This window comes from Streptomyces graminilatus (assembly GCF_001418565.1).
GTDB lineage: Bacteria > Actinomycetota > Actinomycetes > Streptomycetales > Streptomycetaceae > Streptomyces > Streptomyces graminilatus.
The window spans coordinates 1-24,430 of the sequence record NZ_LIQQ01000144.1 but is presented as its reverse complement, the minus strand read 5'-3'; the positions used below and the strand labels follow the sequence as shown (position 1 = coordinate 24,430).

Genomic DNA, 24,430 nt, shown 5'->3' with positions numbered 1-24,430 from the left:
CAGCGTCCGCCACCCTGTATTCCCCTTGCTCTCGGCCCCGCACACGTCAGGGCAGTCGCGCCGCTGCGACCTTAACCGCAGGACGACCGGCCCGCCATGCCCTCCCCGGCCGCGCACCGCCGGGACACCGCGGGCCCCGTGTTGGTGGTAAACCGGAGGGATGACCGCTGCGGGCACCGCCACGGGACAGGCCGACCGCGTTCTCGGAGGCTGGCTCGGCCGGATCGCGGGCAACATGCTCGGCAAGCCGGTCGAGCGCGGCGACTACTGGACCCGCGACCGCATCGACCGCTACCTGCGGCGCACCGGCGCCCTCCCGCTCACCGACTACCTGCCCGAGCCGCCCGCGGGCAGCGCGGACGGGTCCGACGACTTCGAGCTCCGCCCGGAGTGGCGCCAGTGCGTGCGTGGCCGGATCCACGGAAGCTGCCGGGACGACGACGTCGACTACGCGATCCTCGGCCTGGATCTGCTGGAGACGCACGGTTTCGACTTCAGCACCGAGCAGGTCGGCGAGCTGTGGCTGCTGCGACTGCCCTTCCTCCAGACGTTCACGGCGGAACGCGCCGCCTACCGCAACCTCGCCGCCGGTCTCAGGCCACCGCTGACAGCCACGTACGACAACCCGTACCAGGAGTGGATCGGCGCCCTGATCCGCGCCGACATCTACGGCTGGACCTGCCCCGGCGACCCGGCCGCCGCCGCCGAACAGGCGTACCGCGACGCCACCCTCACCCACACCGCCAACGGCGTCTACGCGGCGATGTTCACGGCGGCCACCATCGCCCGGGCCGCCACCGGCACCCACGACATCCACGCCTGCCTGCGCACCGGGCTGACCGTCGTCCCCCCACGCTCCCGCCTGGCCGCAGCCATCCACCACGGCATCCAACTGGCGCAGTCGCACCCCGACTTCGACACAGTGGTCGACGAACTCCACGCCACCCACGCGACCACCTACCACTGGGTCCACGCCATCCCCAACACCGCCCTGATCGCCGCCGCCCTCACCCACGCCGACGGCGACTTCACCGGCTCCATCTGCCGTGCCGTGTCCGGCGGTTGGGACACCGACTCCAACGGCGCGACCGCCGGAAGCATCGCCGCGCTACTCGCCGGCTCCCCCGCCGCCCTCCCGGGCCGCTGGACGGACCCTCTGAAGAACCGACTGGCCACCTCCGTCGCGGACTTCAACGGCACCGGCTTCGACACACTCGCCCAACTGACGCACTCCCTCACGCACTTGGAGCCAGTCCACCCATGACCCATATCGTCGTGCTGGGCAGCACGAACATGGACCTCATCGCGTACGTCGGCAAGGCCCCGCAGCGCGGGGAGACCGTGACAGGACGGGAGTTCCGTACGATCCCCGGCGGCAAGGGCGCCAACCAGGCCGTCGCCGCGGCCCGCGCGGGCGCCGACGTCTCGATGATCGGCGCGGTGGGCAACGACCCGTACGGCACCCAACTCCGGTCGGTCCTAGAAAACTTGAGTATCGGCACCGACCACCTCCGCACCGCCGAGTGCGCCTCCGGCAGCGCGCACATCGTCGTGGACGACGAGGGCGGCAACGCGATCGTCGTCGTCCCCGGCGCCAACGGCACCGTCACCGCTCTCGCGCCCGGCGACGAGGGCCTGATCGCCGGCGCCGACGCGCTGCTGCTCCAACTGGAGATCCCGCTCACGGCGGTGACCGAGGGCGCACGGGCCGCCCGCCGCCACGGCGTCCGTACGATCCTCACCCCGGCACCCGTCCAGCCGCTCCCGCCCGAACTCCTCGCCGTCACCGACCTGTTGGTGCCGAACGAGCACGAGGCTACGGCCCTCACCGGTCTGACCGACCCGCACAAGGCGGCCGTAGTACTCCTCGACCAGGTGCCGGAGGTCGTCGTCACCCTCGGCGCGGCCGGCAGCCTGTACGCGTCCCGGGACCTCGCCGAACCGGTCACCGTCCCCGCGCCGCCCGTCATCGCCGTGGACTCGACGGGCGCCGGTGACACCTTCGTAGGCGCCCTCGCGGTGGCCCTGGCCGAGGGCCGCCCGATGCCGGACGCCCTGGCGTGGGCCGCGGCGGCGGGCGCTCTGTCCGTACAACGGCCGGGCGCGTCGGCGTCGATGCCGTTCCGCGCGGAGATCGAGGCCAGGTACACATCATGAACCCCCCGAAAACGACCGAACCGGCACCCACATCCGTGTCCACATCCGCACCCGCACCCGCACCCATCAAGACCACAGCCCCCCTCACCGGCCTCCGCGTCCTCGACCTGGCCACCCTCTTCGCCGGCCCGCTCGCCGCGACGATGCTCGGCGACTTCGGTGCCGAGGTGATCAAGATCGAGCACCCGGTGAAACCTGACCCCTCCCGGGGCCACGGCCCGTCGAAGGACGGCATCGGCCTCTGGTGGAAGCTGCTGGGCCGCAACAAGCGCACGATGACCCTCGACCTCTCCCGGCGGAGCGGCCAGGCCACCCTCCTCCGGCTCGCGGCCACCGCCGACGTCGTCATCGAGAACTTCCGCCCGGGCACCCTGGAGAAATGGGACCTGGGCTGGCCGGAGCTGTCCGCCGCCAATCCGCGGCTGGTCCTCGCCCGGGTCACCGCCTTCGGCCAGTTCGGCCCGTACGCTCACCGCCCCGGCTTCGGCACCCTCGCCGAGGCGATGAGCGGCTTCGCCGCGATCACCGGCGAACCGGACGCGCCCCCGACGCTCCCGCCCTTCGGCCTCGCCGACTCGATCGCGGGCCTGGCCACGGCGTACGCGGTCATGACGGCCCTGTCCGCCCGTGACCGCACCGGCGAGGGCCAGGTCGTCGACATGGCGATCATCGAGCCGATCCTCACCGTCCTCGGCCCGCAGCCGCTCTGGTACGACCAGTTGGGCCACGTCCAGCCGCGCACCGGCAACCGTTCGCAGAACAACGCCCCCCGCAACACCTACCGCACGGCCGACGGCACCTGGGTCGCCGTGTCGACCTCGGCCCAGTCGATCGCCGAGCGCGTGATGCGGCTGGTCGGCCGCCCGGAGCTGATCGACGAGCCCTGGTTCGCCACCGGCGCCGACCGCGCCCGCCACTCGGACGTCCTCGACGAGGCGGTCGGCACGTGGATCTCCCGCCATCCCCAGTCCGAGGTCATCGCGGCCTTCGAGAAGGCGGAGGCGGCGGTCGCCCCGGTCCAGGACGTACGGGAGGTGATGACCGACCCGCAGTACCAGGCCCTCGACACCATCACCACGGTCGACGACCCCGACCTCGGCCCGATCCGTATGCAGAACGTCCTCTTCCGGCTCTCCGCGACCCCCGGCGCGATCCGCTGGGCGGGTCGCGCGCACGGCGCGGACACCACGGCCGTCCTCACCGAACTCGGCCTGACCGGACCCGAGATCGACACCCTGCGCACCGAGGGGGCCCTGTGACAGCCACTCCCCTGACCTGGCTGTACGTCCCCGGCGACCGCCCCGAGGTGGTGTCCAAGGCGCTGGCCTCCGGCGCCGACGTGGTCGTGGTCGACCTGGAGGACGCGGTCGCCCCCGACCGCAAGGAGTACGCCCGCGAGGCCACCGCCGAGCGCCTGGCCGACCCCCAGCCGGTACCGGTCCACGTCCGGATCAACGCCCTGGACGGCCCCCTGGCCACCCGCGAACTGCGTGCCCTCGAACGCCTCCCCGGCGTCTCGGGCCTACGGCTCCCGAAGGTGACGACACCGCAGGAGGTCGTCCGCGTGGCCGCCCGCACAGGCACCGGGGTCCCGCTGTACGCCCTGCTCGAAACCGCCCTCGGCATCGAACACGCCTTCGCCATCGCGACCGCGCACCCCGCCCTGCACGGCATCGCGCTCGGCGAGGCCGACCTCCGGGCCGATCTGGGGGTACGAGGGGACACCGGCCTGGACTGGTGCCGCTCCCGGGTCGTCGTGGCCGCACGGGCGGCCGGTCTCGCCCCGCCGCCCCAGTCGGTCCACCCGGACACCCGGGACCTCGACACCCTGGCCGGGTCCTGCGCCCACGGTCGCGCCCTGGGCTTCCTGGGCCGGGCGGCGATCCACCCGCGCCAGCTCCCGGTCATCGAACGCGCGTACCTCCCCACCCCGGAGGAGATCGAGGAGGCCGAGCAGATCGTCAAGGCGGCGGCGACGGACGAGGGCGCCCAGGCTCTCCCCGACGGCCGCTTCATCGACGCGGCGGTGGTCACATCGGCCCGCAGAACCCTGTCCCTGGCCGACCGCCACCGCGACCGATCCTGACCCGCCACAAGGAACAAGGCACAAGGAACGAGGGCGCCCCCGGTCGGACCGGGGGCGCCCTCATCGTCGTACGGCCGGCACTCAGCTCTTCTTGGTCGGCTCCGTCTCGGCCTTGGCGCCGTCCTCGGAGTCGGCCTTGTCGCCGTCCTCGGAGTCGGCCTTGCCGTCCGTATCGGCGTCGGCCTTCACGTCCGCCGATTCACCGTCACCCTTGTCGCTGTCGGCGCCGTCCGCCGCCGAACCGTCGGAGACATCCGCCGCCGGCTCCACATCCGGCTCCACGACTTCCTCCCGGCCCGGCCGCTTCTTCGCCGAGAGCACGAAGTAGATCACCGCGAGGATGAAGACGAAGATCGCGGTCCAGTTGTTCAGCCGCATGCCCAGGATGTGGTGGGCGTCGTCGACGCGCAGGTACTCGATCCAGAAGCGGCCCACGCAGTAGCTCGCGACGTACAGCGCGAACGCCCGGCCGTGCCCCAGCGTGAAGCGCCGGTCGGCCCAGATGACCAGCAGCGCGACACCGACACACCACAGGGACTCGTACAGGAACGTCGGGTGGTAGTAGCCCGGGACCCGGCCGTCGGTCGAGGAGGTGATGTGCAGGGCCCAGGGGAGGTCGGTCTCCCGCCCGTACAGCTCCTGGTTGAACCAGTTGCCCCACCGCCCGATCGCCTGTGCGAGGGCGATACCGGGGGCGAGGGCGTCGGCCCACGCGGGCAGCGGGATCCCGCGCCGGCGGCACCCGATCCACGCGCCCAGCGCGCCAAGGGCGATCGCGCCCCAGATACCGAGGCCGCCCTCCCAGATCTTGAAGGAGTCCACCCAGTCGCGGCCCTCGCTGAAGTACAGCTCGTAGTCCGTGATCACGTGATAGAGGCGGCCACCGACCAGGCCGAAGGGCACGGCCCAGACCGCGATGTCGGCCACCGTGCCGGGTCGGCCACCGCGGGCGAGCCAGCGCTTGTTGCCGAGCCAGACCGCGACGAAGACCCCGATGATGATGCAGAACGCGTAGCCGCGCAGCGGAATGGGTCCAAGGTGCAGCACCCCGCGCGACGGACTGGGAATGTAGGCGATTTCCATGGCAGTCCCGACGCTACCTTGACGGACGCGGCGGATGTGAGCCGCCCCGGGCTACGGCTCCATAACGGGCCGTGCCCCCGGTTCCGCCCACGACGGTGAAACCGGAGGCACTGGCGAAGCCCGCCCCGGGAACGCCCGGGGCCGAAAGCCCTACGCCTTGCCCGCGGCCTCGACCATCTGCTTGAGCTTCGCCGGGGTCATCGTCTGGTCCTGGTAGATGTTCTTCCCGTTGAGCAGCACGGTCGGTGTGCCGCCGAAGCCGCCGCTCTGGAAGGCCTGGTTCGACTTCACGACCCAGCTGTCGTGCTTGCCGTCCTCGACACATGTCCGGAACGCGGGCGTGTCGAGACCGTCGGCCTTCGCCGCGAGCTCGATCAGCCTGCTGTTCTTGGCGAAGGCGTCGTCGGTCTCCGGCGGCTGGTTCTCGTAGAGCACGTCGTGGTACGCGGGGAACTTGCCGGCGTCCTGGGCGCAGGCGGCGGCGTTGGCCGCGTGGTGGGAGCCGCTGCCGCGCATGTTGCCGTCGATGATCGTCGCCAGGTGGTACTCCACCTTCAGCTTGCCCGCGGCCGTCAGCTCATGGATGGTCGAGCGGTAGTTGGTCTCGAAGGCCTGGCAGGCGGGACAGCGGAAGTCCTCCCACACCGTGAGCGTCGACTTGGCGCCGTCCTCGCCCACGGGGATCGCGAGGCTGTCCTTGCCCTGCGCGCCCGAGGGCGCGACGACCGGGCCGGCGCTCTCGCTCTTGCCGTCCTTCCCGACGTTCGCGGCGACGACGCCGATCACCGCCGCGAGTCCCAGCACGCAGACGACACTGGCGCCCACGATCAGCACCCGCCGCCGCTTCTCCGCGGACTTCTGCTTCTCACGCTCGACCGCCAGCCGCTCGCGGGCGGTGCGCTTTCCGTCACGATTCTTCTCGCTCACACCCGCAGAACGAACCGGGGAGACGCATTGCGTCCCCCCGGCCCCAGGTCCACCCGTTCGGGCGACCTGTACGAAATCCCGCCGGGATGTCCGGCAGTAGTTCCGGCGATACGTCCAGCGGTACGTCCCGCAGGTGTGTCCGCCCTGTCTAGGCGGTGCCGCGCACGCCCTTCGCGAGGTCGGCGGCGAGTTCCCGCACGGCCTCTACACCGGCCGCGTGGTCCGGGGCGTCCAGCATCCGCTTGACGAAGGCCGAGCCGACGATCACCCCGTCGGCGAACCCGGCGACCTCGGCGGCCTGCGCCGCGTCGGACACGCCGAGGCCGACGCAGACCGGCAGGTCGGTGCCGGTGGCGCGGGTGCGCCGGACCAGGTCCTGCGCCTGGGCGCCGACCGACACCCGGGTCCCGGTGACGCCCATGAGCGAGGCGGCGTACACGAACCCGCTGCCCGCCGCCGTGATCTCGGCGAGGCGTGCGTCCCTGCTGCTGGGCGCGACGACGAACACGGTCGCGAGCCCGTGCTTGTCGGCGTGCTCCCGCCACAGCGCCGACTCCTGCACGGGCAGGTCGGGCAGGATGCACCCGGCGCCGCCCGCCTCGGCGAGCTCGGCGGTGAAGCGCTCGACGCCGTAGCGGTCGATGGGGTTCCAGTACGTCATGACGAGCACCGGCTTCCCGGAGGCCTCGTACGCCTCCCGGACCGTGCGCAGAACGTCCGCGATCTTGACTCCGCCGCGCAGGGCGATGTCGTCGGCGGTCTGGATGACCGGGCCGTCGAGCACCGGGTCGCTGTGCGGCAGCCCGACCTCGACGATGTCGGCGCCGCCCTCGAACACGGCCTTGACGGCGTCGATCCCGCCGTCGACGGTCGGGAACCCGGCGGGAAGGTACGCGATGAGCGCGGACCGGCCCTCGGCCTTGGCGGCGGCGAGGGTGTCGCTCAGCAGTTGGATGTTGCCGCTCACTTGACGTCCCCCTCGATCTCGGCGACCGCGCTGTCCGCGTCGGCGGCGACGGCCGCATCGGTGTCGTACAGGTCGAAGTACCGGGCGGCGGTGTCCATGTCCTTGTCGCCGCGCCCGGAGAGGTTGACGACGATCAGCCCGTCCTTGCCGAGCTCCCGGCCGATCTCCAGGGCACCGGCCAGCGCGTGCGCGCTCTCGATGGCCGGGATGATGCCCTCGGTGCGGGACAGCAGGCGCAGTGCCTGCATGGCGGCGTCGTCGGTGACGGCGCGGTACTCGGCCCGGCCGCTGTCCTTGAGGTAGGAGTGCTCGGGGCCGATGCCCGGGTAGTCGAGTCCGGCGGAGATGGAGTAGGGCTCGGTGATCTGCCCCTCCTCGTCCTGGAGGACGTAGGACCGCGACCCGTGCAGGATGCCGGGCTCGCCGACGGTGAGGGTGGCGGCGTGCTCGCCGGTCTCGACACCGTGCCCGGCGGGCTCGCACCCGATGAGGCGGACGCCGGCGTCGGGGATGAAGGCGTGGAAGAGCCCGATGGCGTTGGATCCGCCGCCGACACAGGCGACGGCGGCGTCGGGCAGCCGTCCGGTCCGCTCCAGGAGCTGCCTGCGGGCCTCGACACCGATCACCCGGTGGAAGTCGCGCACCATGGCCGGGAAGGGGTGCGGCCCGGCGACGGTGCCGAACAGGTAGTGGGTGCGGTCGACGTTGGCGACCCAGTCGCGGAACGCCTCGTTGATGGCGTCCTTGAGGGTGCGCGAGCCGGACTTCACGGCGATGACCTCGGCGCCGAGCATGCGCATCCGGGCCACGTTGAGGGCCTGGCGCTGGGTGTCGATCTCGCCCATGTAGATGGTGCACTCGAGCCCGAACAGCGCACAGGCGGTCGCGGTGGCGACCCCGTGCTGACCGGCACCGGTCTCGGCGATGACGCGGGTCTTGCCCATCCGCTTGGTGAGGAGGGCCTGCCCGAGCACGTTGTTGATCTTGTGGGACCCGGTGTGGTTCAGGTCCTCCCGCTTGAGGAAGACCCGGGCGCCACCGGCGTGCTCGGCGAACCGGGACACCTCGGTGAGGGAACTGGGCCGGCCGGTGTAGTTGACGAGCAGATCGTCGAGCTCACGGGCGAACTCGGGGTCGGACTTCGCCTTGTCGTACTCGACGGCGACCTCGTCCACGGCGGCGACGAGCGCCTCCGGGATGAACTTCCCGCCGAACGCCCCGAAGTAGCCCTCGGCGCTGGGAATCTGACCGTCGGGATCAGGAATGAAGAACTCACTGGACATACGACTACCTCACAGGGGCGGAGGCCCCGGGTTCGATCTGGACTTGGGAAGCGTGAGGGGCTGAGCAGAGCGGCGCCTCAGAATCTCCGACGCCGAATACGCGCCTGATAGGGGCGCGGGGAACTGCGCGACCAGCCACAGCGAAACCCGCAGCCGAAAACGCACCCCGCGCGAAGCGCAAAGCCAGGGCGCAGCGCGAATCAGCCGAACCGCACCCCTACTGCCAAGCCCCGCAGGGCCATCGCATCCCGTTGACCTGTCCGGGCTCGTCACCGATGACATACCGCACCCGCCGGCCATGCACCCGCCGCGCGGGCGCCCGGCAGCCACGGGGACGGCAGCCGCGCGCGAGGCGGGCGTACCGGTCCACGGGTGTCAGGGTGAGTGTCATCGGGGCCAACTCTAGCGGGGGATCAGCCGCGCCCGTGCCGCAGAGCCGGATGCTCGCCCGCCGCCACCAGGTCGGCCACCGCGGACCTGGGGTCACGGCCCGTGACGAGGGACTCGCCGACCAGTACCGCGTCGGCACCGGCGTTGGCGTACGCGATCAGGTCGTGCGGGCCGCGCACACCGGACTCGGCGATCTTGACGATGCTGTCGGGGATCTCGGGGGCGACCCGCTCGAACGTGGAGCGGTCGACCTCCAGGGTCTTCAGGTCGCGCGCGTTGACGCCGATGATCCGGGCCCCCGCGTCCACCGCCCGCTCGACCTCGTCCTCGTCGTGCACCTCGACGATCGGGGTGAGCCCGATGGACTCGGCGCGCTCGACGAGGGACTCCAGGGCGGACTGGTCTAGGGCGGCGACGATCAGCAGGGCCAGATCGGCGCCGTACGCCCGCGCCTCCCACAGCTGGTACGACGTGACGATGAAGTCCTTGCGCAGCACCGGGATGTCCACCCGGGCGCGCACCGCCTCCAGGTCCGCCAGCGAGCCGCCGAAGCGGCGCTGTTCGGTGAGGACGGAGATGACGGCCGCGCCGCCCGTCTCGTAGTCCGCCGCGAGACCGGCGGGGTCGGCGATCGCCGACAGCGCGCCCTTGGAGGGGCTGGACCTCTTGACCTCGCAGATGACCTTGACTCCGTCGCCGCGCAGTGCGGCGACCCCGTCCTTGGCGCCGGGAGCCTTCGCCGCGCGCTCCTTGAGGTCGTCGAGGCTGACGCGCGCCTGTCGCTCCGCGAGGTCGGCACGGACTCCGTCGATGATCTCGTCGAGCACACTCACGCGAGCGGCCCCCTTCCAGGCGGTAGGCGTTTGGTCCAGGCGGTAGGCGTCTGGCCGTTCCAGCCATTCACATCAGTCGAAGCTGCACAAACTGTCAAAGCCGGTCACTCCGATGGTATCCGGAGGAGGGCACGCGCCTCGCATTCGGTTGACGCCGGTCCCATTACCTGGACATTCATCATTTGATCAAGGATGAAGCCAGCCACCGAACGGCAAGTTCCGGACAACCGTGAAGACCAGCAGTAATGCGCCCAGGCTCCACGCCTGCACCGGCCCGAGTTCGATCCGCAGGGGCTGTCCGCGCGCCGCGCGGATCACCCAGACGGTCCACAGGACGGCGAAGGCCAGGTATCCCGCCACGGCGAGCGCGTTGGCCTGAAGGGCCGTCGCCCAGTCCCCGTGCACGAAGGCGTAGGCGCTGCGCAGTCCGCCGCAGCCGGGGCAGTACACGCCGGTCAGCCGTAGCAGCGGGCAGACGGGGTAGTGGCCGGGTTGGTTGGGGTCGACCGTCCCGACGTAGGCGAAGGCCCCGGCGACGGCCGCGAGCACCCCGGCGGGCACGGCGACCCGGCCCGCCACGGCACCGGCGCCCGACGCCACACGCTGCTGAGCCCGCTCGGTGTTCACCCCACGCATTCTGCCCCCTGCGGGGCGTACACGCGCGAGGGGCGGTCCGGCGATGTCGCCGGGCCGCCCCTGCCTGTCCGAAAACCGGTCCCCTACGGGGTTCAGCTACCGGCACCCGCCGGTTCGGCCGCGACCTTGGGGCCCTGGGTGGCCGGCTTCTGCTTGCCGAGGCCCATCGCGGCCATGATCCAGCCGACGACACCGCCGAGGACCGCGATCACCATGCCGGCCCAGAAGCCAAGAGGCTCGGCCATCACCATGAAGGCGCCCGCTACGCAGAAGCCGATGATGGAGATGGTGACGCCGGTCCAGGCGGCCAAAGTGTGACCGTGGCTGCTGCCCGCCATGACTTGCTCCTCGTTGCTGAGTTGCTTGTTGTTGAAATGCAGTACGTGGTGAGCCGGACGCTCGTCGCCCATTGTCCCGCACGCGCACGTGTGGCGGACGCCGGGGGGCGCAGTAGCGAGTCGCACCGTCACGAGCGCCCCGAAGGGCCGCGGGGCCACATCGATCTGCGGCACCGCCGCCGGGCGCGAACGGCCACGACGTGCCCGCGGCCGAAAACGCGCCGCCTTCCAGCGGAGCGCTAAGCCCCCGTCGGGTCCTCGCCCCGGTCGAGGGCCTTCCAGATCTCCTCGGGCCGGTCGGGATCGACGGCCTTGGTCCGGGGGCGCTGGCGCGGGACACCGCCGCGCTCGTACCGGCCGGACATCCCTGGCCACAGACGGCCGTAGCGCAGGGCCAGGAGGCCGGCGACGAGGATCAGCACGCCGCCGAGGGCGGCCACGTAGGGCCAGGCGGTGTGGCTGAGGGTGTTCACGGTGGCGGCGGTGTCGCCGGTGGCCTGTGCGGCCTTCTCGGCGAGCGCGGAGCTGTCGGAGGCGCCGAGGACGGCCGCGGCGATCGTCCCGGCGCCGGACAGCGCGAGCAGGACGGCGACCAGGAGGCGGCCGGAGCGGCGGACGGCGAAGAGGGCGACGAGCGCGGCGAGGCCCACTATGGCGAGCGCCGCGGGCACGCCCGTGACGTCGCTGCCGCTGACGGTCAGTGGGAAGGCACCGCCGGCGACCGGCGTGGTGCCCGCCGACCAGCGCTGTCGGGTGGCGAGCAGCGCGACGGCCGCGCCGAGCGCACCGGCCAGCAGGGCGACGGCGAGGCTGAGCCGGCCGGCGCGGCCGGGACGGGGGGCTTCGGAGCGTGGGGGAGGTACGGGTACGGCAGTCACGTACCCCACTATCGCCTGAACCCCGGGTGAACCGTCACCCGGGGCTCACGTGAGAAGCGCCCCATTCGCGGGGAACGCCCTACTGTCCGAGGCGGTTCGCCGTGTGGATCGCGCGCAGGACGGCCGCCGCCTTGTTGCGGCACTCGTTGTCCTCGGCGACCGGGTCGGAGTCGGCGACGACGCCGGCGCCCGCCTGGACATAGGCCGTGCCGTCGCGCAGGAGGGCCGTGCGGATGGCGATGGCGGTGTCGGAGTCACCGGCGAAGTCGAGGTAGCCGACGGCGCCGCCGTAGAGCCCGCGCCTGGACGGCTCCAGTTCGTCGATGATCTGCATCGCGCGCGGCTTGGGTGCCCCGGAGAGCGTGCCGGCCGGGAAGCAGGCCGTGAGGACGTCGAAGGCGGTGCGGCCGGACGCCACGCGGCCGGTGACGGTGGAGACGATGTGCATGACGTGCGAGTACCGCTCGACGGACATGAAGTCGACGACCTCGACGGAGCCGGGTTCGCAGACCCGGCCGAGGTCGTTGCGCCCTAGGTCGACGAGCATGAGGTGCTCGGCGCGCTCCTTGGGGTCGGCGAGGAGTTCCTCGGCGAGGGCCTGGTCCTCCTGCGGGGTGGCCCCTCGGTGCCGGGTGCCCGCGATGGGGTGGACCATCGCGCGCCCGTCCTCGACCTTGACGAGGGCCTCGGGGGACGATCCGACGACGTCGAACCCGTCGAAGCGGAACAGGTACATGTACGGGGACGGGTTGGTGGCCCGCAGGACCCGGTAGACGTCCAGCGCGCTCGCCGTGCACGGTGTCTCGAAGCGCTGGGAGGGGACCACCTGGAAGGCTTCCCCGGCCCTGATGCGCTCCTTGATGTCCTCGACGGCGACCTGGTAGTCCGGGCCGCCCCACAGGGCCGTGTACTCGGGGAGTTCGGAGGGCGGGAGCACGGCGGGCGGCTGGGAGACCGGGCGCGCGAGGTCGGCCTGCATGGCGTCGAGACGGGCCACGGCGTCGGCGTAGGACTCGTCGACGCCCGTGTCGAGGTCGTTGTGGTTGATCGCGTTGGCGATCAGCAGGACCGAGCCCTCCCAGTGGTCCATGACGGCCAGGTCGCTGGTGAGGAGCATGGTCAGCTCGGGCAGCTTCAGGTCGTCGCGCTCGCCGGGGCCGATCTTCTCCAGGCGGCGCACGATGTCGTACCCGAGGTAGCCGACCATGCCGCCGGTGAAGGGCGGCAGGTCCTCCTGGTGGGGGGTGTGGAGGGTCTCGATGGTGGCGCGCAGGGCGGCGAGCGGGTCGCCGTCGACCGGCACGCCGACGGGCGGGGTGCCCAGCCAGTGGGCCTGGCCGTCGCGGGCGGTGAGAGTGGCGCTGGAGCGGACGCCGACGAAGGAGTAGCGGGACCAGGACCTGCCGTTCTCGGCGGACTCCAGCAGGAAGGTGCCGGGGCGTTCGGCGGCGAGCTTGCGGTAGAGCGCGACCGGTGTGTCGCCGTCGGCGAGGAGCTTGCGGGTGACGGGGATGACGCGCCGGTCGACGGCGAGCTTGCGGAAGGTCTCGAGGTCCATGGCCGCTGACCTTACTGACCTTGAGGGAGTACGCCGGAATCGGCGTCCTCGAACGACACGTCGAGCAGGATGTCGGCGTCGAAGCAGTTCCGCGCGCCGGTGTGGCAGGCGGCACCCACCTGGTCGACCTTGACGAGCACGGTGTCGGCGTCGCAGTCGAGGGCGACGGACTTCACGTGCTGGTAGTGGCCGGAGGTGTCGCCCTTGACCCAGTACTCCTGGCGGCTGCGCGACCAGTAGGTGCAGCGGCCCGTGGTCAGGGTGCGGTGCAGCGCCTCGTCGTCCATCCAGCCGAGCATGAGCACCTCACCGGTGTCGTACTGCTGGGCGACGGCCGGGACGAGCCCGTCGGGGCCCCGCTTCAGGCGCGCGGCGATCTCCGGGGCGAGGGGGCTGGGGCCGCCGGTCGTGCTGGGCGGGGGCGTGCTGCTGCTCATGGGGCCATTGTGCCGCGCCCCACTGACAGTCCCCCTGGATGTCCATTGGGCGGACCAAGTGAACAGTCGTACGCTTACTGCTATGTCTACCTACGCGAAGCGTGAACGACTTCTTCTCGCCGACCTGTTGGAGACCGAGGGTCCCGACGCCCCGACGCTGTGCGAGGGCTGGCGGACCAGGGATCTCGCCGCGCACGTGGTGGTGCGCGAGCGCCGTCCGGACGCCGCCGGCGGGCTGGTGATCAAGCAGCTCGGTGCCCGGCTTGAGCGGGTGATGGCGGAGTTCGCCGACAAGCCGTACGAGGAACTGGTCCAGCTGATCCGTACGGGCCCGCCGCGTTTCTCGCCGTTCTCGCTGAAGCAGGTCGACGAGGCGTCGAACATCGTCGAGTTCTACGTCCATACGGAGGACGTCCGCCGGGCGCGCCCCGACTGGACGCCCCGCGAGCTGGACCCGGTCTTCCAGGACGCCCTGTGGTCCCGCCTGGAGCGCACCGCCCGCCTGGCGGGCCGCGGCGCCACGACGGGCCTGGTACTGCGCCGCCCGGACGGCCGAACGGCGGTCGCCAACCGCGCCACCCCGGTGGTCACGGTGACGGGCGAACCGTCCGAACTCCTACTCTTCGCGCTCGGCCGCCAGACGGCCGCCGACGTGGAGCTGGAGGGCGACAAGGAAGCGATCACCAAGCTCCACGAATCAAAGCAGTTGGGCATCTGAGCTGTTTTTAGGGGCGCGGGGCTGTATCTGATCTGCGGCTCCGCCGCGGGGCGCGACCAGCCCCCACCGGCCCGCGCCCAAAGAACCGCACGTCAGCGAACAGGATGTCCCGCCGCGCGCAGCGCACCCTTTACCTGCCCGATCCGCAGATCCCCGAAGTGGAAGACGGAGGCGGCGAGCACCGCATCGGCCCCCGCCCCGACGGCAGGGGCGAAGTCGGCGAGCCGCCCCGCTCCCCCACTGGCGATCAGCGGCACCCGCACATGCTTGCGTACGGCCTCGATCATCTCGATGTCGTACCCGTCCTTCGTCCCGTCCGCGTCCATCGAGTTGAGCAGGATCTCGCCGGCGCCCAGCTCGGCGGCCTCGTGCGCCCACTCGACCGCGTCGATGCCGGTACCGCGCCGACCTCCGTGGGTCGTGACCTCGAAGGACCCGGACGCGGTCCGACGCGCGTCGACCGACAGCACCAGCACCTGCCTCCCGAACCGCTCGGCGATCTCGCGGATCAGCTCCGGACGCGCGATGGCGGCCGTGTTGACGCCCACCTTGTCGGCGCCGGCGCGCAGCAGCTTGTCGACGTCCTCGGCCGCGCGCACCCCGCCGCCGACGGTGAGCGGGATGAACACCTGCTCGGCGGTGCGCCGGACCACGTCGTAGGTGGTCTCGCGGTTGCCCGAGGACGCGGTGATGTCGAGGAACGTCAGTTCGTCGGCGCCCTCGGCGTCGTACACCTTGGCCATCTCGACGGGGTCGCCCGCGTCGCGGAGGTTCTGGAAGTTGACGCCCTTGACGACCCGGCCGTTGTCCACGTCCAGGCAGGGGATGACTCGTACGGCGAGGGTCATGCTGCGGGCGCTCCTCGGTATGCCTCCACCTCGACCTCGACGACGAGGCTGGGGTCCACGAGGCCGGCGACGATGATCATGGATGCGGCGGGCCGTACGGCGTCGAACAGCTCCTTGTGGGCGCGTCCGACGTCGTCCACGTCCCGCGCGTGGGTGATGTACATGCGCGTGCGCACCACGTCGTCACGGCCGAGGCCCAACTGCCCCAGCGCCGCGAAGGCGACGTTGAAGGCGTTGACGGTCTGGTCGTACGGGCCGCCCCCGGCGATCTGGCCGTCCACGATGGACGTGCAGCCGGAGACCAGGACCAGGCCGTTCGGCAGCTCCACCGCGCGGGAGTACCCGAAGGTCTCCTCCCAGGGGGCGCCGGTCGTGACACGCCGTACGTCGCTCACTTGGCCACCGCCTCCAGTGCCTCTTCCAGGGTGAACGCCTTCGCGTACAGGGCCTTGCCGACGATGGAGCCCTCGACGCCGAGGGGTACCAGCTCGGCGATGGCCCGCAGGTCGTCCAGGGAGGAGACGCCGCCGGAGGCCACCACGGGCCGGTCGGTCGCCGCGCAGACGTTCCTCAGGAGTTCCAGGTTGGGGCCCTGGAGGGTGCCGTCCTTGGCGATGTCGGTGACGACGTACCGTGCGCAGCCCTCGCCGTTGAGGCGCTCCAGCGTCTCGTAGAGGTCGCCGCCGTCGCGGGTCCAGCCGCGTCCGCGGAGCGTGGTGCCGCGGACGTCCAGGCCGACCGCGATCCGGTCGCCGTGCTGGGCGATGACCTTGGCGACCCAGTCCGGGGTCTCCAGGGCGGCCGTACCGAGGTTCACGCGCGTGCAGCCCGTCGCCAGGGCGGCGGCCAGCGTGTCGTCGTCGCGGATTCCGCCGGACAGCTCCACCTTGATGTCCATCGCCCCGGTGACCTCGGCGATCAGCTTCCGGTTGTCGCCGGTGCCGAAGGCGGCGTCCAGGTCGACGAGGTGCAGCCACTCGGCGCCCGAGCGCTGCCAGGCGAGGGCGGCCTCCAGGGGGGAGCCGTACGAGGTCTCCGTGCCGGACTCGCCGTGCACGAGGCGGACCGCCTGGCCGTCGCGGACGTCGACGGCGGGGAGGAGTTCGAGCTTGGCCATGATCTACAGGGTTCCGATCCAGTTGGTGAGCAGCTGCGCTCCGGCGTCGCCGGACTTCTCGGGGTGGAACTGGGTGGCCCACAGGGCGCCGTTCTCGACGGCCGCGACGAAGGGCTTGCCGTGCGTCGACCAGGTGACCTTGGGGGCGCGCAGCAGCGGGTTCGCGGTCTCCAGCGTCCAGTCGTGGACGGCGTACGAGTGGACGAAGTAGAAGCGGGCGTCGGCGTCCAGGCCCGCGAAGAGCTGGGAGTCGGCGGGGGCGTCCACGGTGTTCCAGCCCATGTGGGGGACGATCTCGGCCTGGAGCGGCTCGACCGAGCCGGGCCACTCGTCGAGGCCCTCGGTCTCGACGCCGTGTTCGATACCGCGCGCGAAGAGGATCTGCATGCCCACGCAGATGCCCATGACGGGACGTCCGCCGGCCAGCCTGCGCCCGACGATCCAGTCGCCGCGCGCCTCCTTCAGGCCCCGCATACAGGCGGCGAAGGCGCCGACGCCGGGCACCAGCAGCCCGTCCGCGTTCATGGCCCTGTCGAAGTCACGCGTTATCTCGACGTCGGCACCCGCGCGCGCGAGGGCGCGTTCCGCGGACCGCACGTTCCCGAAGCCGTAGTCGAAGACGACGACCTTCTTGGCTCCGTTCGAAGCCTTGGACGAGTTGGACGGGTTGGATGTGCTCAATTCCAGACCTCCAGCCTCAGCACGCCGGCGACCAGGCACATCGCGGCGCCTATCGACAGCAACACGATGAGGCTCATCGGCATCTTCTGCTTGACGAAGGAGTAGATCCCGCCGAGCAGGAACAGTCCGAAGACGATCAGGATGGTGGACAGGCCGTTCATGGCTTACAGGGCGCCCTTCGTGGAGGGGAGGATGCCCGCCGCGCGCGGGTCACGCTCGGAGGCGTACCGCAGCGCCCGCGCGAGGGCCTTGAACTGGCACTCCACGATGTGGTGCGCGTTGCGCCCGTAGGGCACGTGCACGTGCAGCGCGATCTGGGCCTGGGCGACGAAGGACTCCAGGATGTGCCGGGTCATCGTGGTGTCGTACTCGCCGATCATCGGCGCCATCTTCTCGGGCTCGGTGTGCACGAGGTACGGGCGGCCGGACAGGTCGACCGTCACCTGGGCGAGGGACTCGTCCAGGGGGACCGTGCAGTTGCCGAAGCGGTAGATGCCGACCTTGTCGCCGAGGGCCTGCTTGAAGGCGGCGCCGAGGGCGAGGGCGGTGTCCTCGATGGTGTGGTGCGAGTCGATGTGCAGGTCGCCCTCGGTCTTCACGGTCAGGTCGAACAGACCGTGCCGGCCGAGCTGGTCGAGCATGTGGTCGTAGAAGCCGACGCCCGTCGACACCTCGACCTTGCCGGTGCCGTCGAGATCGATCTCGACGAGGACCGACGTCTCCTTGGTGGTGCGCTCCACGCGTCCGACGCGGCTCATTACTGGTCCTGTTCTTTCTTCAGTTCACGTACCGCGTCGAGGAACGCGTCGTTCTCGGCGGGGGTTCCGGCGGTGACCCGCAGCCATCCGGGGACGCCGTTGTCCCGGACCAGGACACCCTGGTCGAGGATCCGCTGCCAGGCCTCGTGGGAGTCGGCGAAGGTGCCGAACTGCACGAAGTTGGCGTCGGACTCGGTGACGTCGAAGCCGAGGGCACGCAGTTCGGCGACCAGCCGGTCCCGCTCGGCCTTCAGCTGCTCGACGTACTTCAGCAGTGTGCCGGTGTGCTCCAGGGCCGCCAGGGCGGTCGCCTGCGCCACGGCCGACAGGTGATAGGGCAACCGTACGAGCTGCACGGCGTCGACGACGGCCGGGTGCGCGGCGAGATAGCCCAGGCGCAGGCCCGCCGCGCCGAACGCCTTGGACATGGTCCGTGAGACGACGAGATTCGGCCGTCCCTCGATCAGCGGCAGCAGGGAGTCGCCGTGGCTGAACTCGACGTACGCCTCGTCGACCACGACCATCGACGGCTTCGCGGCCTGCGCGGCCTCGTACAGCGCGAGGACGGTCTCGCGCGGGACCGCGTTCCCGGTGGGGTTGTTGGGGGTGGTGATGAAGACGACGTCGGGCCGGTGCTCGGCGATGGCCTTCTCGGCCGCCGCGAGATCGATCGTGAAGTCGTCGTTGCGGGGGCCGGAGATCCACCCGGTGCCCGTCCCGCGCGCGATGAGCCCGTGCATCGAGTACGAGGGCTCGAAGCCGATGGCCGTACGGCCGGGCCCGCCGAAGGTCTGGAGCAGTTGCTGGATCACCTCGTTGGACCCGTTGGCGGCCCACACGTTGGCGAGGCCGACCTCGTGGCCCGAGGTGTCCGTCAGGTACTCGGCGAGCCGCGTACGCAGCTCCACGGCGTCCCGGTCGGGGTAACGGTTGAGGTCGCGGGCCGCCTCGCGCACCCGTTCGGCGATCCGCTCGACGAGCGCCTCGGGCAGCGGGTAGGGGTTCTCGTTGGTGTTCAGCCGTACGGGGACGTCGAGCTGGGGCGCGCCGTACGGCGACTTGCCGCGCAGCTCGTCCCGTACGGGGAGATCGTCGATTCCGAAGTTCACTTGCTCTCAGGCACCTTCCACCCACGCGACATTCGTTCGTCTCCGACAAACCTTGCCTTGACCGCCGCGCCGTGCGCGGGCAGGTCCTCCGCCTCCGCCAGCGTCACCACGTGGTGCGCCACGTCGGCCAGCGCGTCCCGCGTGTAGTCGACGATGTGGATGCCGCGCAGGAAGGACTGGACGGACAGACCGGAGGAGTGGCAGGCGCAGCCGCCGGTCGGCAGGACGTGGTTGGACCCGGCCGCGTAGTCGCCGAGGGAGACCGGCGACCAGGGGCCGACGAAGATCGCGCCGGCGTTGCGGACCCGGTCGGCCACGGCCGCGGCGTTCGCGGTCTGGATCTCCAGGTGCTCGGCGCCGTACGCGTCGACGACCCGCAGCCCTTCCTCCACGCCGTCCACGACGACGATCGCGGACTGCCTGCCGGCCAGCGCCGGGGCGATCCGGTCCTCGATGTGCTTGGTGGCCGCGACCTGCGGCTCCAGTTCCTTCTCGACCGCGTCGGCGAGCGCCACGGAGTCCGTGACGAGGACGGCGGCGGCGAGCGGGTCGTGCTCGGCCTGGCTGATCAGGTCGGCGGCGACGTGCACCGGGTCGGCGGTGTCGTCGGCGAGGATCGCGATCTCGGTCGGGCCGGCCTCGGTGTCGATGCCGATCTTCCCCGCGAAGTACCGCTTGGCGGCGGCGACCCAGATGTTGCCGGGGCCGGTCACCATGTTGGCGGGCGCGCAGGACTCGGTGCCGTACGCGAACATCGCGACGGCGGTGGCGCCACCGGCCGCGTACACCTCGTCGACGCCGAGGAGGGCGCAGGCGGCGAGGATGGTGGGGTGCGGCAGCCCGTCGAAGTCGGCCTGGGCCGGGGAGGCGAGGGCGATGGACTCCACACCCGCCTCCTGCGCGGGCACCACGTTCATGATCACGGAGGACGGGTACACGGACCGGCCGCCGGGCGCGTACAGTCCGACCCGGTCCACGGGCACCCACTTCTCGGTGACCGAGCCGCCGGGCGCGACCTGGGTCGTGTGCGTCGTACGGCGCTGCTCGCGGTGGACGAGACGGGCGCGGCGGATGGACTCCTCCAGGGCCGCGCGGACGGCCGGGTCGAGCGCCTCCAGCGCGTCGGCGAGGGCTTTCACCGGCACCCGTACGGATTCCAGCCGTACTCCGTCGAACCTCTCGGCGAAGTCGATCAGCGCCGCGTCGCCCCGATGACGCACGGCCTCGCAGATCGGGCGCACCTTCTCCAGGGCGGCCGAGACGTCGAAGTCGGCTCGGGGCAGCAGGTCGCGCAGGGCGGGTCCCTCGGGGAGGGCGTCGCCGCGCAGATCGATTCGCGAGATCACGTCGCAATTCTCTCAGACGGGGATCGGGCACTGTCCGCATGTATCAGTGGCTGATACAGAGCGTTGCGGCGCCCGTCCACGGGCCGCCCGGGGAACCCGGAAGATCAGCTTCACGTTTTGAGTTCAGAGGGTTACCGAGCGGGCAGAACGGTTGTACTAAACCTGTTGGTAACCCCTGGTGACACCGGGTGGCCTGGGGAGGAGTGGGAGAACGTCGTGACAGAGGGTGCCGGCATCCGCGCGGGGGGCTCGGCGAACGCGGGGGAACCACCGGACGACCTGAGCGCGGCCGAACTCGGCATGTGGCTGGCCTTCCGCAACGGCAGTGCGTACGACCTGAGCAGCGGCGACACCGTCGTCGACGATCCGCACGGCGGCCATCCCTGGGGCGCCGAACGCACCGTACGGGCCCGCATCGTGTGCTGGCTGCTCCTCGACGGCCCGCCGGCGCTCGCCGGGCGCGTGGCGTCCCTCAAGCTCACCGGCGTGCAGATCAACGGCACGCTGGATCTGGCGGGCGGCACGATCGTGCCGTACGTCGAGCTGAAGAGCTGCCGGTTCGAGAAGGAGATCCTCGTGCCGGAGGCCCACTTCACGACCGTACGGCTGGTGAACTGCTCGGTGCCCCGGCTGGAGGCGGCCCGGGTGCACACCGAGGGCGATCTGCACCTCCCCCGCTGCCGCTTCCACAACGGAGCCCGGCTCGCCGACGCGCGGATCGGTACGGATCTGCTGCTCAACCAGGCGATCGTCTACCGGGACCGGCGCGGGCGTTCGATCGTCGCGGACGGCATGAGCGTCGGCCAGGACCTCCAGGCGGAGATGCTGGAGTCGCACGGCGAGCTGAGCCTGCGCGGGGCGACGATCGGCGTCTCGCTGAGCCTGCGCGGCAGCAGGCTCGCCAACCCGTACGGACGGCTCGCGCTCAACGCCCCCCAGTTGACGGTGGGCCGCACGCTGTATCTGACCCCGGCGGGCGTCTGGAACCCCGTCCTGACCAGCGGGACGACCCCCGCGCGCGGGACCCGCGTCCAGCGTTTCGAGTGCGAGGGCGGGATCCGGCTCGACGACGGCCGGTTCGGCGACGCCGTCGACTTCGAACGCGCCTGCCTGGTCCTCACCGACGACCAGCAGGTGTCGCTGCTGCGGGTGCAGACGCCCGAGCTGCGCTTCCTCGGGGAGCGGCCGGAGCGCGGCAAGGTGGTGCTGTCGGGCGCCAAGGTCGTCAACCTCGTGGACCGGGCGGACAGCTGGCCGGGTCCGGGCAACCTGCACATGGGCGGCTTCGGGTACGAGAACCTCGTACCGCAGGGGCCGTTCCCGCCGGCCGAGCGGCTGGCGTGGGTGGCGGCGGCGACCGCCGAGTACAGCCCGGAGCCGTACGAACGGCTCGCCGCCGTGCTGCGCAACGGCGGCGAGGACGAGGACGCGCGCGAGGTGCTGCTCGCCAAGCAGCGCCGGCGCCGCGAGACGCTGCCACCGGCGGCGAAGCTCTGGGGGTACGCGCAGGACTGGACGGTCGCCTACGGGTACCGGCCCGGCCGGGCCGCCGTGTGGATGGCGGTGCTGTGGGCGGCGAGTTCGGTGGCGTTCGCGCACGCCAGCCACCCACCCATGAACAGTGGGCAGCACCCACCGTGGAACCCCTCCCTCTTCGCCCTCGACCTGCTTCTCCCGGTGATCGACCTGGGCCAGGTCGGCTACTGGCAGTTACGCGGCGGCTGGCAGTGGCTGGCCGCGGCGATCATCATGCTGGGCTGGATCCTGGCGACGACGGTGGCGGCGGGGGCCACCCGGCTGCTGAGCAGAAACTGAGCGAAGCTCATTTCTTCACGATCTCCTCACCTCGGACCGTACAACTAAAAACAGGGTGCGTGTTTGGGCTGGCGCGACCCCGACCTGCGCCTTTCAATGGTCGACACCATGGCTTCGCTGCGTGCGTTCCTCCGTTCCAGCAGGGCGGTCCGGAACATCCCGCCGTCTCCACGCCTCGCCGCCGCCGGACTGCCCGCCGACGACGAGGTCCTGCTCGACGCGCCCGACGCGCGCCTGGGCCCCGCGCTCGTCGCGGCGGGCCGGGGCGAGTACGGGCCCGCGGCCGACCTGCTGGCAGCCACCCGCCGCACGGCCGAGTGGGAGAACCGCGACCGGTACGTGATCCGGCTGGCCGCGTTCGCGCACTCCCGCGCCGAGTGGTTCACGTCCTGGCGCGCCGCCGCCCCCGACGACCCGGACGCGCTGCTGGTCGCGGCCGAGCTGGCGGTGACACACGCCTGGGAGTCCCCCGCCCGGGCCGAACTCCTGCTCCAGACCGGCCCGTTGGTCGAGGCCGCCGTGGCGGGCGACCCGCGCGACCCGGTGCCCTGGCGCATCGCGCTGGACCGGGCCCGGGGCAGTGACGCGGACCACGGCGAGTTCGAGCGGCTGTGGGGCGAGGCCGTGCGCCGCTCCCCGCACCACTACGGCTGCCATGCGGCGGCGCTCAAGTACCTGTCCACGCGCCGCTTCCGGTCCTCGGACGGCCTCGGCTCGCACCGCGAGTGCTTCGACTTCGCCGAGCGGGCCGCCCAGGACGCCCTGCCCTGCTCGCTCGTCCAGACACTGCCCCTGCGCGCGGCGTTCGCCTGGCTGACCGAGGGCGACGGCAGGACGGCGGTGGACCGGGCCCGTCTGGACGCGGCGGCGGACGCCGCCGTCACCCTGTCGACGGCGCACCCGGCGGCATCCCCCTGTGCGGCCGAGCCGCGCAACCTGCTGATCTACGTCCTGATGGGACTCGGCCGCTGGCAGGACGCCCTCCAGCAACTGCGCCTGACCGGCCCGTACGCCTCGTCGTTCCCCTGGGACCGGTTCTCGGACGACCCGCTCGCCAGGTTCCTCGAAGCGCGCGAGGAGATCCACCGGAACGCGTCCGCCACCCGCTGCGCGGTCTGCACGTGTCATCCACGGAGTGAGCACGGCGGACGCGCACACCCGGCCGACCACTAGGCTTGCCCGTCGTGACCACCGTCCGGCTGCCTCTCTTCCCGCTCAACTCCGTGCTGTTCCCGGGACTCGTCCTCCCGCTGAACATCTTCGAGGAGCGGTATCGCGCCATGATGCGCGAACTCCTCAAGACTCCCGAGGACGAACCGCGCAGGTTCGCCGTCGTGACGATCCGCGACGGCCACGAGGTGGCACCCAGCGCGCAGGGCCTGCCCGACCAGACGGCGGTGCCCGAACGCGGGCCCACGGCGGGCTTCGGCGACGACCCGGCCAAGGCGTTCCACTCCGTGGGCTGCGTGGCGGACGCGGCGACGATCAGGGAACGGGCCGACGGTACGTACGAGGTGCTGGCGACCGGTACGACCCGGGTGCGGCTGGTGTCCGTGGAGGCCTCGGGCCCGTTCCTCACGGCGGAACTGGAGGAGCTGGAGGAGTCCGCCGGTGACGGCGCCGGCGCGCTGGCCGAGGGTGTCCTGCGGGCCTTCCGCCAGTACCAGAAGCGCCTGGCGGGCGCCCGGGAACGCTCCCTGTCGACGGGCGCCGACCTGCCCGACGAGCCGTCGGTGGTGTCGTACCTGGTGGCGGCGGCGATGATGCTGGACACCCCGTCGAAGCAGCGCCTGCTCCAGGCCCCGGACACCTCGTCCCGCCTCCGCGAGGAACTGAAGCTCCTGCGCTCGGAGACGGCGATCATCCGCAACCTCCCGTCGCTCCCGGCGGCGGAACTGACACGCAGCCCGACAAGCCTCAACTGAGGGGAGCGGAACCAGGATGGCGAAAAAGAAACAACAGCAACCGGGCGGAACACCGGCGACGGTGGCCCTGACTGCGGCGGGCGTCGCGTTCAAGGTGCACGCGTACGAGCACGACCCCGCGCATCCCTCGTACGGCGAGGAGGCCGCCGAGGCGATGGGGGTGTCGCCCGAGCGCGTCTTCAAGACCCTGGTGGCGGACGTGGACGGGGTGCTGACGGTGGCGGTGGTCCCGGTGGCGGGCCAGCTGGACCTGAAGGCCCTGGCAACGGCGGTCTCGGGCAAACGGGCGTCCATGGCGGACCCCACCCTGGCGGAACGCACGACGGGCTACGTGCGGGGCGGGATCTCCCCCCTGGGCCAGCGCAAGAAACTCCGCACGGTCCTGGACACCTCGGCGGACACCCACGACACGATCTGTGTCTCGGCGGGCCGCCGGGGCCTGGAGGTGGAACTCACCCCCGAGGCCCTCACAACCCTGACACAGGCGGTACGGGCCCCGATCGCCCGCACCTGACCACGCCCGCAGGGGTGTTCCCCACC

Annotated in this window: 28 protein-coding genes; 9 read left to right on the top strand and 19 right to left on the bottom strand. The window is 71.5% G+C overall.

The window, feature by feature from the left end; all coding sequences use genetic code 11:
* Positions 1 to 160: 160 nt before the first annotated feature.
* The 4 genes from AOK08_RS14100 to AOK08_RS14085 are packed head-to-tail and all read left to right on the top strand — an operon-like array spanning position 161 to position 4,243.
* Positions 161 to 1,264, top strand: a complete 1,104-nt coding sequence (locus AOK08_RS14100; protein ID WP_055525886.1) for an ADP-ribosylglycohydrolase family protein — start codon at positions 161 to 163, stop codon at positions 1,262 to 1,264.
* Positions 1,261 to 2,157, top strand: a complete 897-nt coding sequence (gene rbsK / locus AOK08_RS14095) for a ribokinase (RefSeq protein ID WP_055525885.1) — start codon at positions 1,261 to 1,263, stop codon at positions 2,155 to 2,157. Before AOK08_RS14100 ends, rbsK begins: the two co-directional genes overlap by 4 nt.
* Positions 2,154 to 3,416: a CaiB/BaiF CoA transferase family protein gene (locus AOK08_RS14090; protein ID WP_055525884.1), complete on the top strand. Its 1,263-nt coding sequence runs from the start codon at positions 2,154 to 2,156 to the stop codon at positions 3,414 to 3,416. Before rbsK ends, AOK08_RS14090 begins: the two co-directional genes overlap by 4 nt.
* Positions 3,413 to 4,243 (top strand): HpcH/HpaI aldolase/citrate lyase family protein, encoded by an 831-nt coding sequence (locus AOK08_RS14085; protein ID WP_055525883.1) that lies wholly within the window; start codon positions 3,413 to 3,415, stop codon positions 4,241 to 4,243. Before AOK08_RS14090 ends, AOK08_RS14085 begins: the two co-directional genes overlap by 4 nt.
* An 81-nt stretch (positions 4,244 to 4,324) precedes the next feature.
* On the opposite strand, the gene lgt is transcribed toward AOK08_RS14085, so the two are convergent.
* From lgt to hisI, 11 genes are all read right to left on the bottom strand, one after another.
* Positions 4,325 to 5,326: a prolipoprotein diacylglyceryl transferase gene (lgt, locus tag AOK08_RS14080; RefSeq protein ID WP_055525882.1), complete on the bottom strand. Its 1,002-nt coding sequence runs from the start codon at positions 5,324 to 5,326 to the stop codon at positions 4,325 to 4,327.
* Between the two features lie 150 nt (positions 5,327 to 5,476).
* Complete coding sequence (locus AOK08_RS14075; RefSeq protein ID WP_055525881.1) at positions 5,477 to 6,253, bottom strand: DsbA family protein; 777 nt, start codon at positions 6,251 to 6,253, stop codon at positions 5,477 to 5,479.
* A gap of 148 nt (positions 6,254 to 6,401) precedes the next feature.
* Positions 6,402 to 7,220 carry a tryptophan synthase subunit alpha gene (gene trpA, locus AOK08_RS14070; RefSeq protein ID WP_055525880.1) on the bottom strand — a complete coding sequence of 273 codons (819 nt, stop codon included), beginning with the start codon at positions 7,218 to 7,220 and terminating at the stop codon, positions 6,402 to 6,404.
* A complete protein-coding gene (gene trpB, locus AOK08_RS14065) occupies positions 7,217 to 8,503 on the bottom strand; it encodes a tryptophan synthase subunit beta (protein ID WP_055525879.1) in 1,287 nt (428 codons plus the stop codon). The genes trpA and trpB overlap by 4 nt, the downstream gene beginning before the upstream one ends.
* A gap of 217 nt (positions 8,504 to 8,720) precedes the next feature.
* Positions 8,721 to 8,894, bottom strand: a complete 174-nt coding sequence (gene trpM / locus AOK08_RS48885; protein ID WP_107100939.1) for a tryptophan biosynthesis modulator TrpM — start codon at positions 8,892 to 8,894, stop codon at positions 8,721 to 8,723.
* Positions 8,895 to 8,916: 22 nt separating this feature from the next.
* Positions 8,917 to 9,726 (bottom strand): indole-3-glycerol phosphate synthase TrpC, encoded by an 810-nt coding sequence (trpC, locus tag AOK08_RS14060; RefSeq protein WP_055525878.1) that lies wholly within the window; start codon positions 9,724 to 9,726, stop codon positions 8,917 to 8,919.
* Positions 9,727 to 9,912: 186 nt separating this feature from the next.
* A complete protein-coding gene (locus AOK08_RS14055) occupies positions 9,913 to 10,362 on the bottom strand; it encodes a DUF2752 domain-containing protein (protein ID WP_055525877.1) in 450 nt (149 codons plus the stop codon).
* 92 nt (positions 10,363 to 10,454) lie between these two features.
* Entirely contained in the window at positions 10,455 to 10,700 is a 246-nt protein-coding gene (locus AOK08_RS14050; protein WP_055525903.1) for an HGxxPAAW family protein, read from the bottom strand.
* A gap of 239 nt (positions 10,701 to 10,939) precedes the next feature.
* Positions 10,940 to 11,587, bottom strand: a complete 648-nt coding sequence (locus tag AOK08_RS14045) for a TIGR02234 family membrane protein (RefSeq protein ID WP_055525876.1) — start codon at positions 11,585 to 11,587, stop codon at positions 10,940 to 10,942.
* A gap of 70 nt (positions 11,588 to 11,657) precedes the next feature.
* Positions 11,658 to 13,136, bottom strand: coding sequence for an anthranilate synthase component I (locus AOK08_RS14040; RefSeq protein WP_055525875.1), 1,479 nt, complete (start codon positions 13,134 to 13,136; stop codon positions 11,658 to 11,660).
* A gap of 11 nt (positions 13,137 to 13,147) precedes the next feature.
* Positions 13,148 to 13,573 (bottom strand): phosphoribosyl-AMP cyclohydrolase, encoded by a 426-nt coding sequence (gene hisI, locus AOK08_RS14035; protein ID WP_055525874.1) that lies wholly within the window; start codon positions 13,571 to 13,573, stop codon positions 13,148 to 13,150.
* An 82-nt stretch (positions 13,574 to 13,655) separates the two neighbouring features.
* Here hisI and AOK08_RS14030 point away from each other — a divergent pair, with 82 nt between their 5' ends.
* Complete coding sequence (locus AOK08_RS14030; RefSeq protein WP_055525873.1) at positions 13,656 to 14,291, top strand: TIGR03085 family metal-binding protein; 636 nt, start codon at positions 13,656 to 13,658, stop codon at positions 14,289 to 14,291.
* A gap of 92 nt (positions 14,292 to 14,383) precedes the next feature.
* On the opposite strand, the gene hisF is transcribed toward AOK08_RS14030, so the two are convergent.
* Genes hisF through hisD form a run of 8 tightly spaced genes read right to left on the bottom strand, consistent with a single transcriptional unit; the run spans position 14,384 to position 20,150 of the window.
* Complete coding sequence (gene hisF, locus AOK08_RS14025; protein WP_055525872.1) at positions 14,384 to 15,139, bottom strand: imidazole glycerol phosphate synthase subunit HisF; 756 nt, start codon at positions 15,137 to 15,139, stop codon at positions 14,384 to 14,386.
* Entirely contained in the window at positions 15,136 to 15,534 is a 399-nt protein-coding gene (locus AOK08_RS14020; RefSeq protein ID WP_055525871.1) for a RidA family protein, read from the bottom strand. Before AOK08_RS14020 ends, hisF begins: the two co-directional genes overlap by 4 nt.
* Entirely contained in the window at positions 15,531 to 16,256 is a 726-nt protein-coding gene (gene priA / locus AOK08_RS14015; protein ID WP_055525870.1) for a bifunctional 1-(5-phosphoribosyl)-5-((5-phosphoribosylamino)methylideneamino)imidazole-4-carboxamide isomerase/phosphoribosylanthranilate isomerase PriA, read from the bottom strand. The genes AOK08_RS14020 and priA overlap by 4 nt, the downstream gene beginning before the upstream one ends.
* A 3-nt stretch (positions 16,257 to 16,259) precedes the next feature.
* The gene (gene hisH / locus AOK08_RS14010; protein ID WP_055525869.1) at positions 16,260 to 16,937 is read right to left on the bottom strand and encodes an imidazole glycerol phosphate synthase subunit HisH; all 678 of its coding nucleotides are present in this window, start codon (positions 16,935 to 16,937) and stop codon (positions 16,260 to 16,262) included.
* Positions 16,934 to 17,098: a hypothetical protein gene (locus tag AOK08_RS46425; protein ID WP_055525868.1), complete on the bottom strand. Its 165-nt coding sequence runs from the start codon at positions 17,096 to 17,098 to the stop codon at positions 16,934 to 16,936. The genes hisH and AOK08_RS46425 overlap by 4 nt, the downstream gene beginning before the upstream one ends.
* A gap of 3 nt (positions 17,099 to 17,101) precedes the next feature.
* Complete coding sequence (gene hisB / locus AOK08_RS14000; RefSeq protein WP_006377508.1) at positions 17,102 to 17,695, bottom strand: imidazoleglycerol-phosphate dehydratase HisB; 594 nt, start codon at positions 17,693 to 17,695, stop codon at positions 17,102 to 17,104.
* Positions 17,695 to 18,804 carry a histidinol-phosphate transaminase gene (locus AOK08_RS13995; protein WP_055525867.1) on the bottom strand — a complete coding sequence of 370 codons (1,110 nt, stop codon included), beginning with the start codon at positions 18,802 to 18,804 and terminating at the stop codon, positions 17,695 to 17,697. The genes hisB and AOK08_RS13995 overlap by 1 nt, the downstream gene beginning before the upstream one ends.
* The gene (gene hisD / locus AOK08_RS13990; RefSeq protein WP_055525866.1) at positions 18,801 to 20,150 is read right to left on the bottom strand and encodes a histidinol dehydrogenase; all 1,350 of its coding nucleotides are present in this window, start codon (positions 20,148 to 20,150) and stop codon (positions 18,801 to 18,803) included. Before hisD ends, AOK08_RS13995 begins: the two co-directional genes overlap by 4 nt.
* 216 nt (positions 20,151 to 20,366) lie before the next feature.
* Between hisD and AOK08_RS13985 the strand changes: the two genes are divergently transcribed.
* From AOK08_RS13985 to ybaK, 4 genes are all read left to right on the top strand, one after another.
* Positions 20,367 to 21,965, top strand: coding sequence for a hypothetical protein (locus tag AOK08_RS13985; RefSeq protein ID WP_055525865.1), 1,599 nt, complete (start codon positions 20,367 to 20,369; stop codon positions 21,963 to 21,965).
* Positions 21,966 to 22,061: 96 nt separating this feature from the next.
* Positions 22,062 to 23,138: a hypothetical protein gene (locus AOK08_RS13980; RefSeq protein ID WP_055525864.1), complete on the top strand. Its 1,077-nt coding sequence runs from the start codon at positions 22,062 to 22,064 to the stop codon at positions 23,136 to 23,138.
* Positions 23,139 to 23,149: 11 nt separating this feature from the next.
* Positions 23,150 to 23,890 carry an LON peptidase substrate-binding domain-containing protein gene (locus AOK08_RS13975; protein WP_055525902.1) on the top strand — a complete coding sequence of 247 codons (741 nt, stop codon included), beginning with the start codon at positions 23,150 to 23,152 and terminating at the stop codon, positions 23,888 to 23,890.
* Between the two features lie 16 nt (positions 23,891 to 23,906).
* Positions 23,907 to 24,404: a Cys-tRNA(Pro) deacylase gene (gene ybaK, locus AOK08_RS13970; protein WP_055525863.1), complete on the top strand. Its 498-nt coding sequence runs from the start codon at positions 23,907 to 23,909 to the stop codon at positions 24,402 to 24,404.
* Positions 24,405 to 24,430 lie beyond the last annotated feature (26 nt).

What these genes read in the sequence shown, in the direction of transcription:
- AOK08_RS14100 (WP_055525886.1), top strand. Translation starts at nt 161, where the DNA reads ATGACCGCTGCGGGCACCGCCACGGGACAGGCCGACCGCGTTCTCGGA.
- rbsK (WP_055525885.1), top strand. Translation starts at nt 1,261, where the DNA reads ATGACCCATATCGTCGTGCTGGGCAGCACGAACATGGACCTCATCGCG.
- AOK08_RS14090 (WP_055525884.1), top strand. Translation starts at nt 2,154, where the DNA reads ATGAACCCCCCGAAAACGACCGAACCGGCACCCACATCCGTGTCCACA.
- lgt (WP_055525882.1), bottom strand. Translation starts at nt 5,326, where the DNA reads ATGGAAATCGCCTACATTCCCAGTCCGTCGCGCGGGGTGCTGCACCTT.
- trpB (WP_055525879.1), bottom strand. Translation starts at nt 8,503, where the DNA reads ATGTCCAGTGAGTTCTTCATTCCTGATCCCGACGGTCAGATTCCCAGC.
- trpM (WP_107100939.1), bottom strand. Translation starts at nt 8,894, where the DNA reads ATGACACTCACCCTGACACCCGTGGACCGGTACGCCCGCCTCGCGCGC.
- AOK08_RS14055 (WP_055525877.1), bottom strand. Translation starts at nt 10,362, where the DNA reads ATGCGTGGGGTGAACACCGAGCGGGCTCAGCAGCGTGTGGCGTCGGGC.
- AOK08_RS14050 (WP_055525903.1), bottom strand. Translation starts at nt 10,700, where the DNA reads ATGGCGGGCAGCAGCCACGGTCACACTTTGGCCGCCTGGACCGGCGTC.
- AOK08_RS14040 (WP_055525875.1), bottom strand. Translation starts at nt 13,136, where the DNA reads ATGGACCTCGAGACCTTCCGCAAGCTCGCCGTCGACCGGCGCGTCATC.
- hisI (WP_055525874.1), bottom strand. Translation starts at nt 13,573, where the DNA reads ATGAGCAGCAGCACGCCCCCGCCCAGCACGACCGGCGGCCCCAGCCCC.
- AOK08_RS14030 (WP_055525873.1), top strand. Translation starts at nt 13,656, where the DNA reads ATGTCTACCTACGCGAAGCGTGAACGACTTCTTCTCGCCGACCTGTTG.
- hisF (WP_055525872.1), bottom strand. Translation starts at nt 15,139, where the DNA reads ATGACCCTCGCCGTACGAGTCATCCCCTGCCTGGACGTGGACAACGGC.
- priA (WP_055525870.1), bottom strand. Translation starts at nt 16,256, where the DNA reads ATGGCCAAGCTCGAACTCCTCCCCGCCGTCGACGTCCGCGACGGCCAG.
- AOK08_RS46425 (WP_055525868.1), bottom strand. Translation starts at nt 17,098, where the DNA reads ATGAACGGCCTGTCCACCATCCTGATCGTCTTCGGACTGTTCCTGCTC.
- hisB (WP_006377508.1), bottom strand. Translation starts at nt 17,695, where the DNA reads ATGAGCCGCGTCGGACGCGTGGAGCGCACCACCAAGGAGACGTCGGTC.
- AOK08_RS13980 (WP_055525864.1), top strand. Translation starts at nt 22,062, where the DNA reads ATGGTCGACACCATGGCTTCGCTGCGTGCGTTCCTCCGTTCCAGCAGG.
- ybaK (WP_055525863.1), top strand. Translation starts at nt 23,907, where the DNA reads ATGGCGAAAAAGAAACAACAGCAACCGGGCGGAACACCGGCGACGGTG.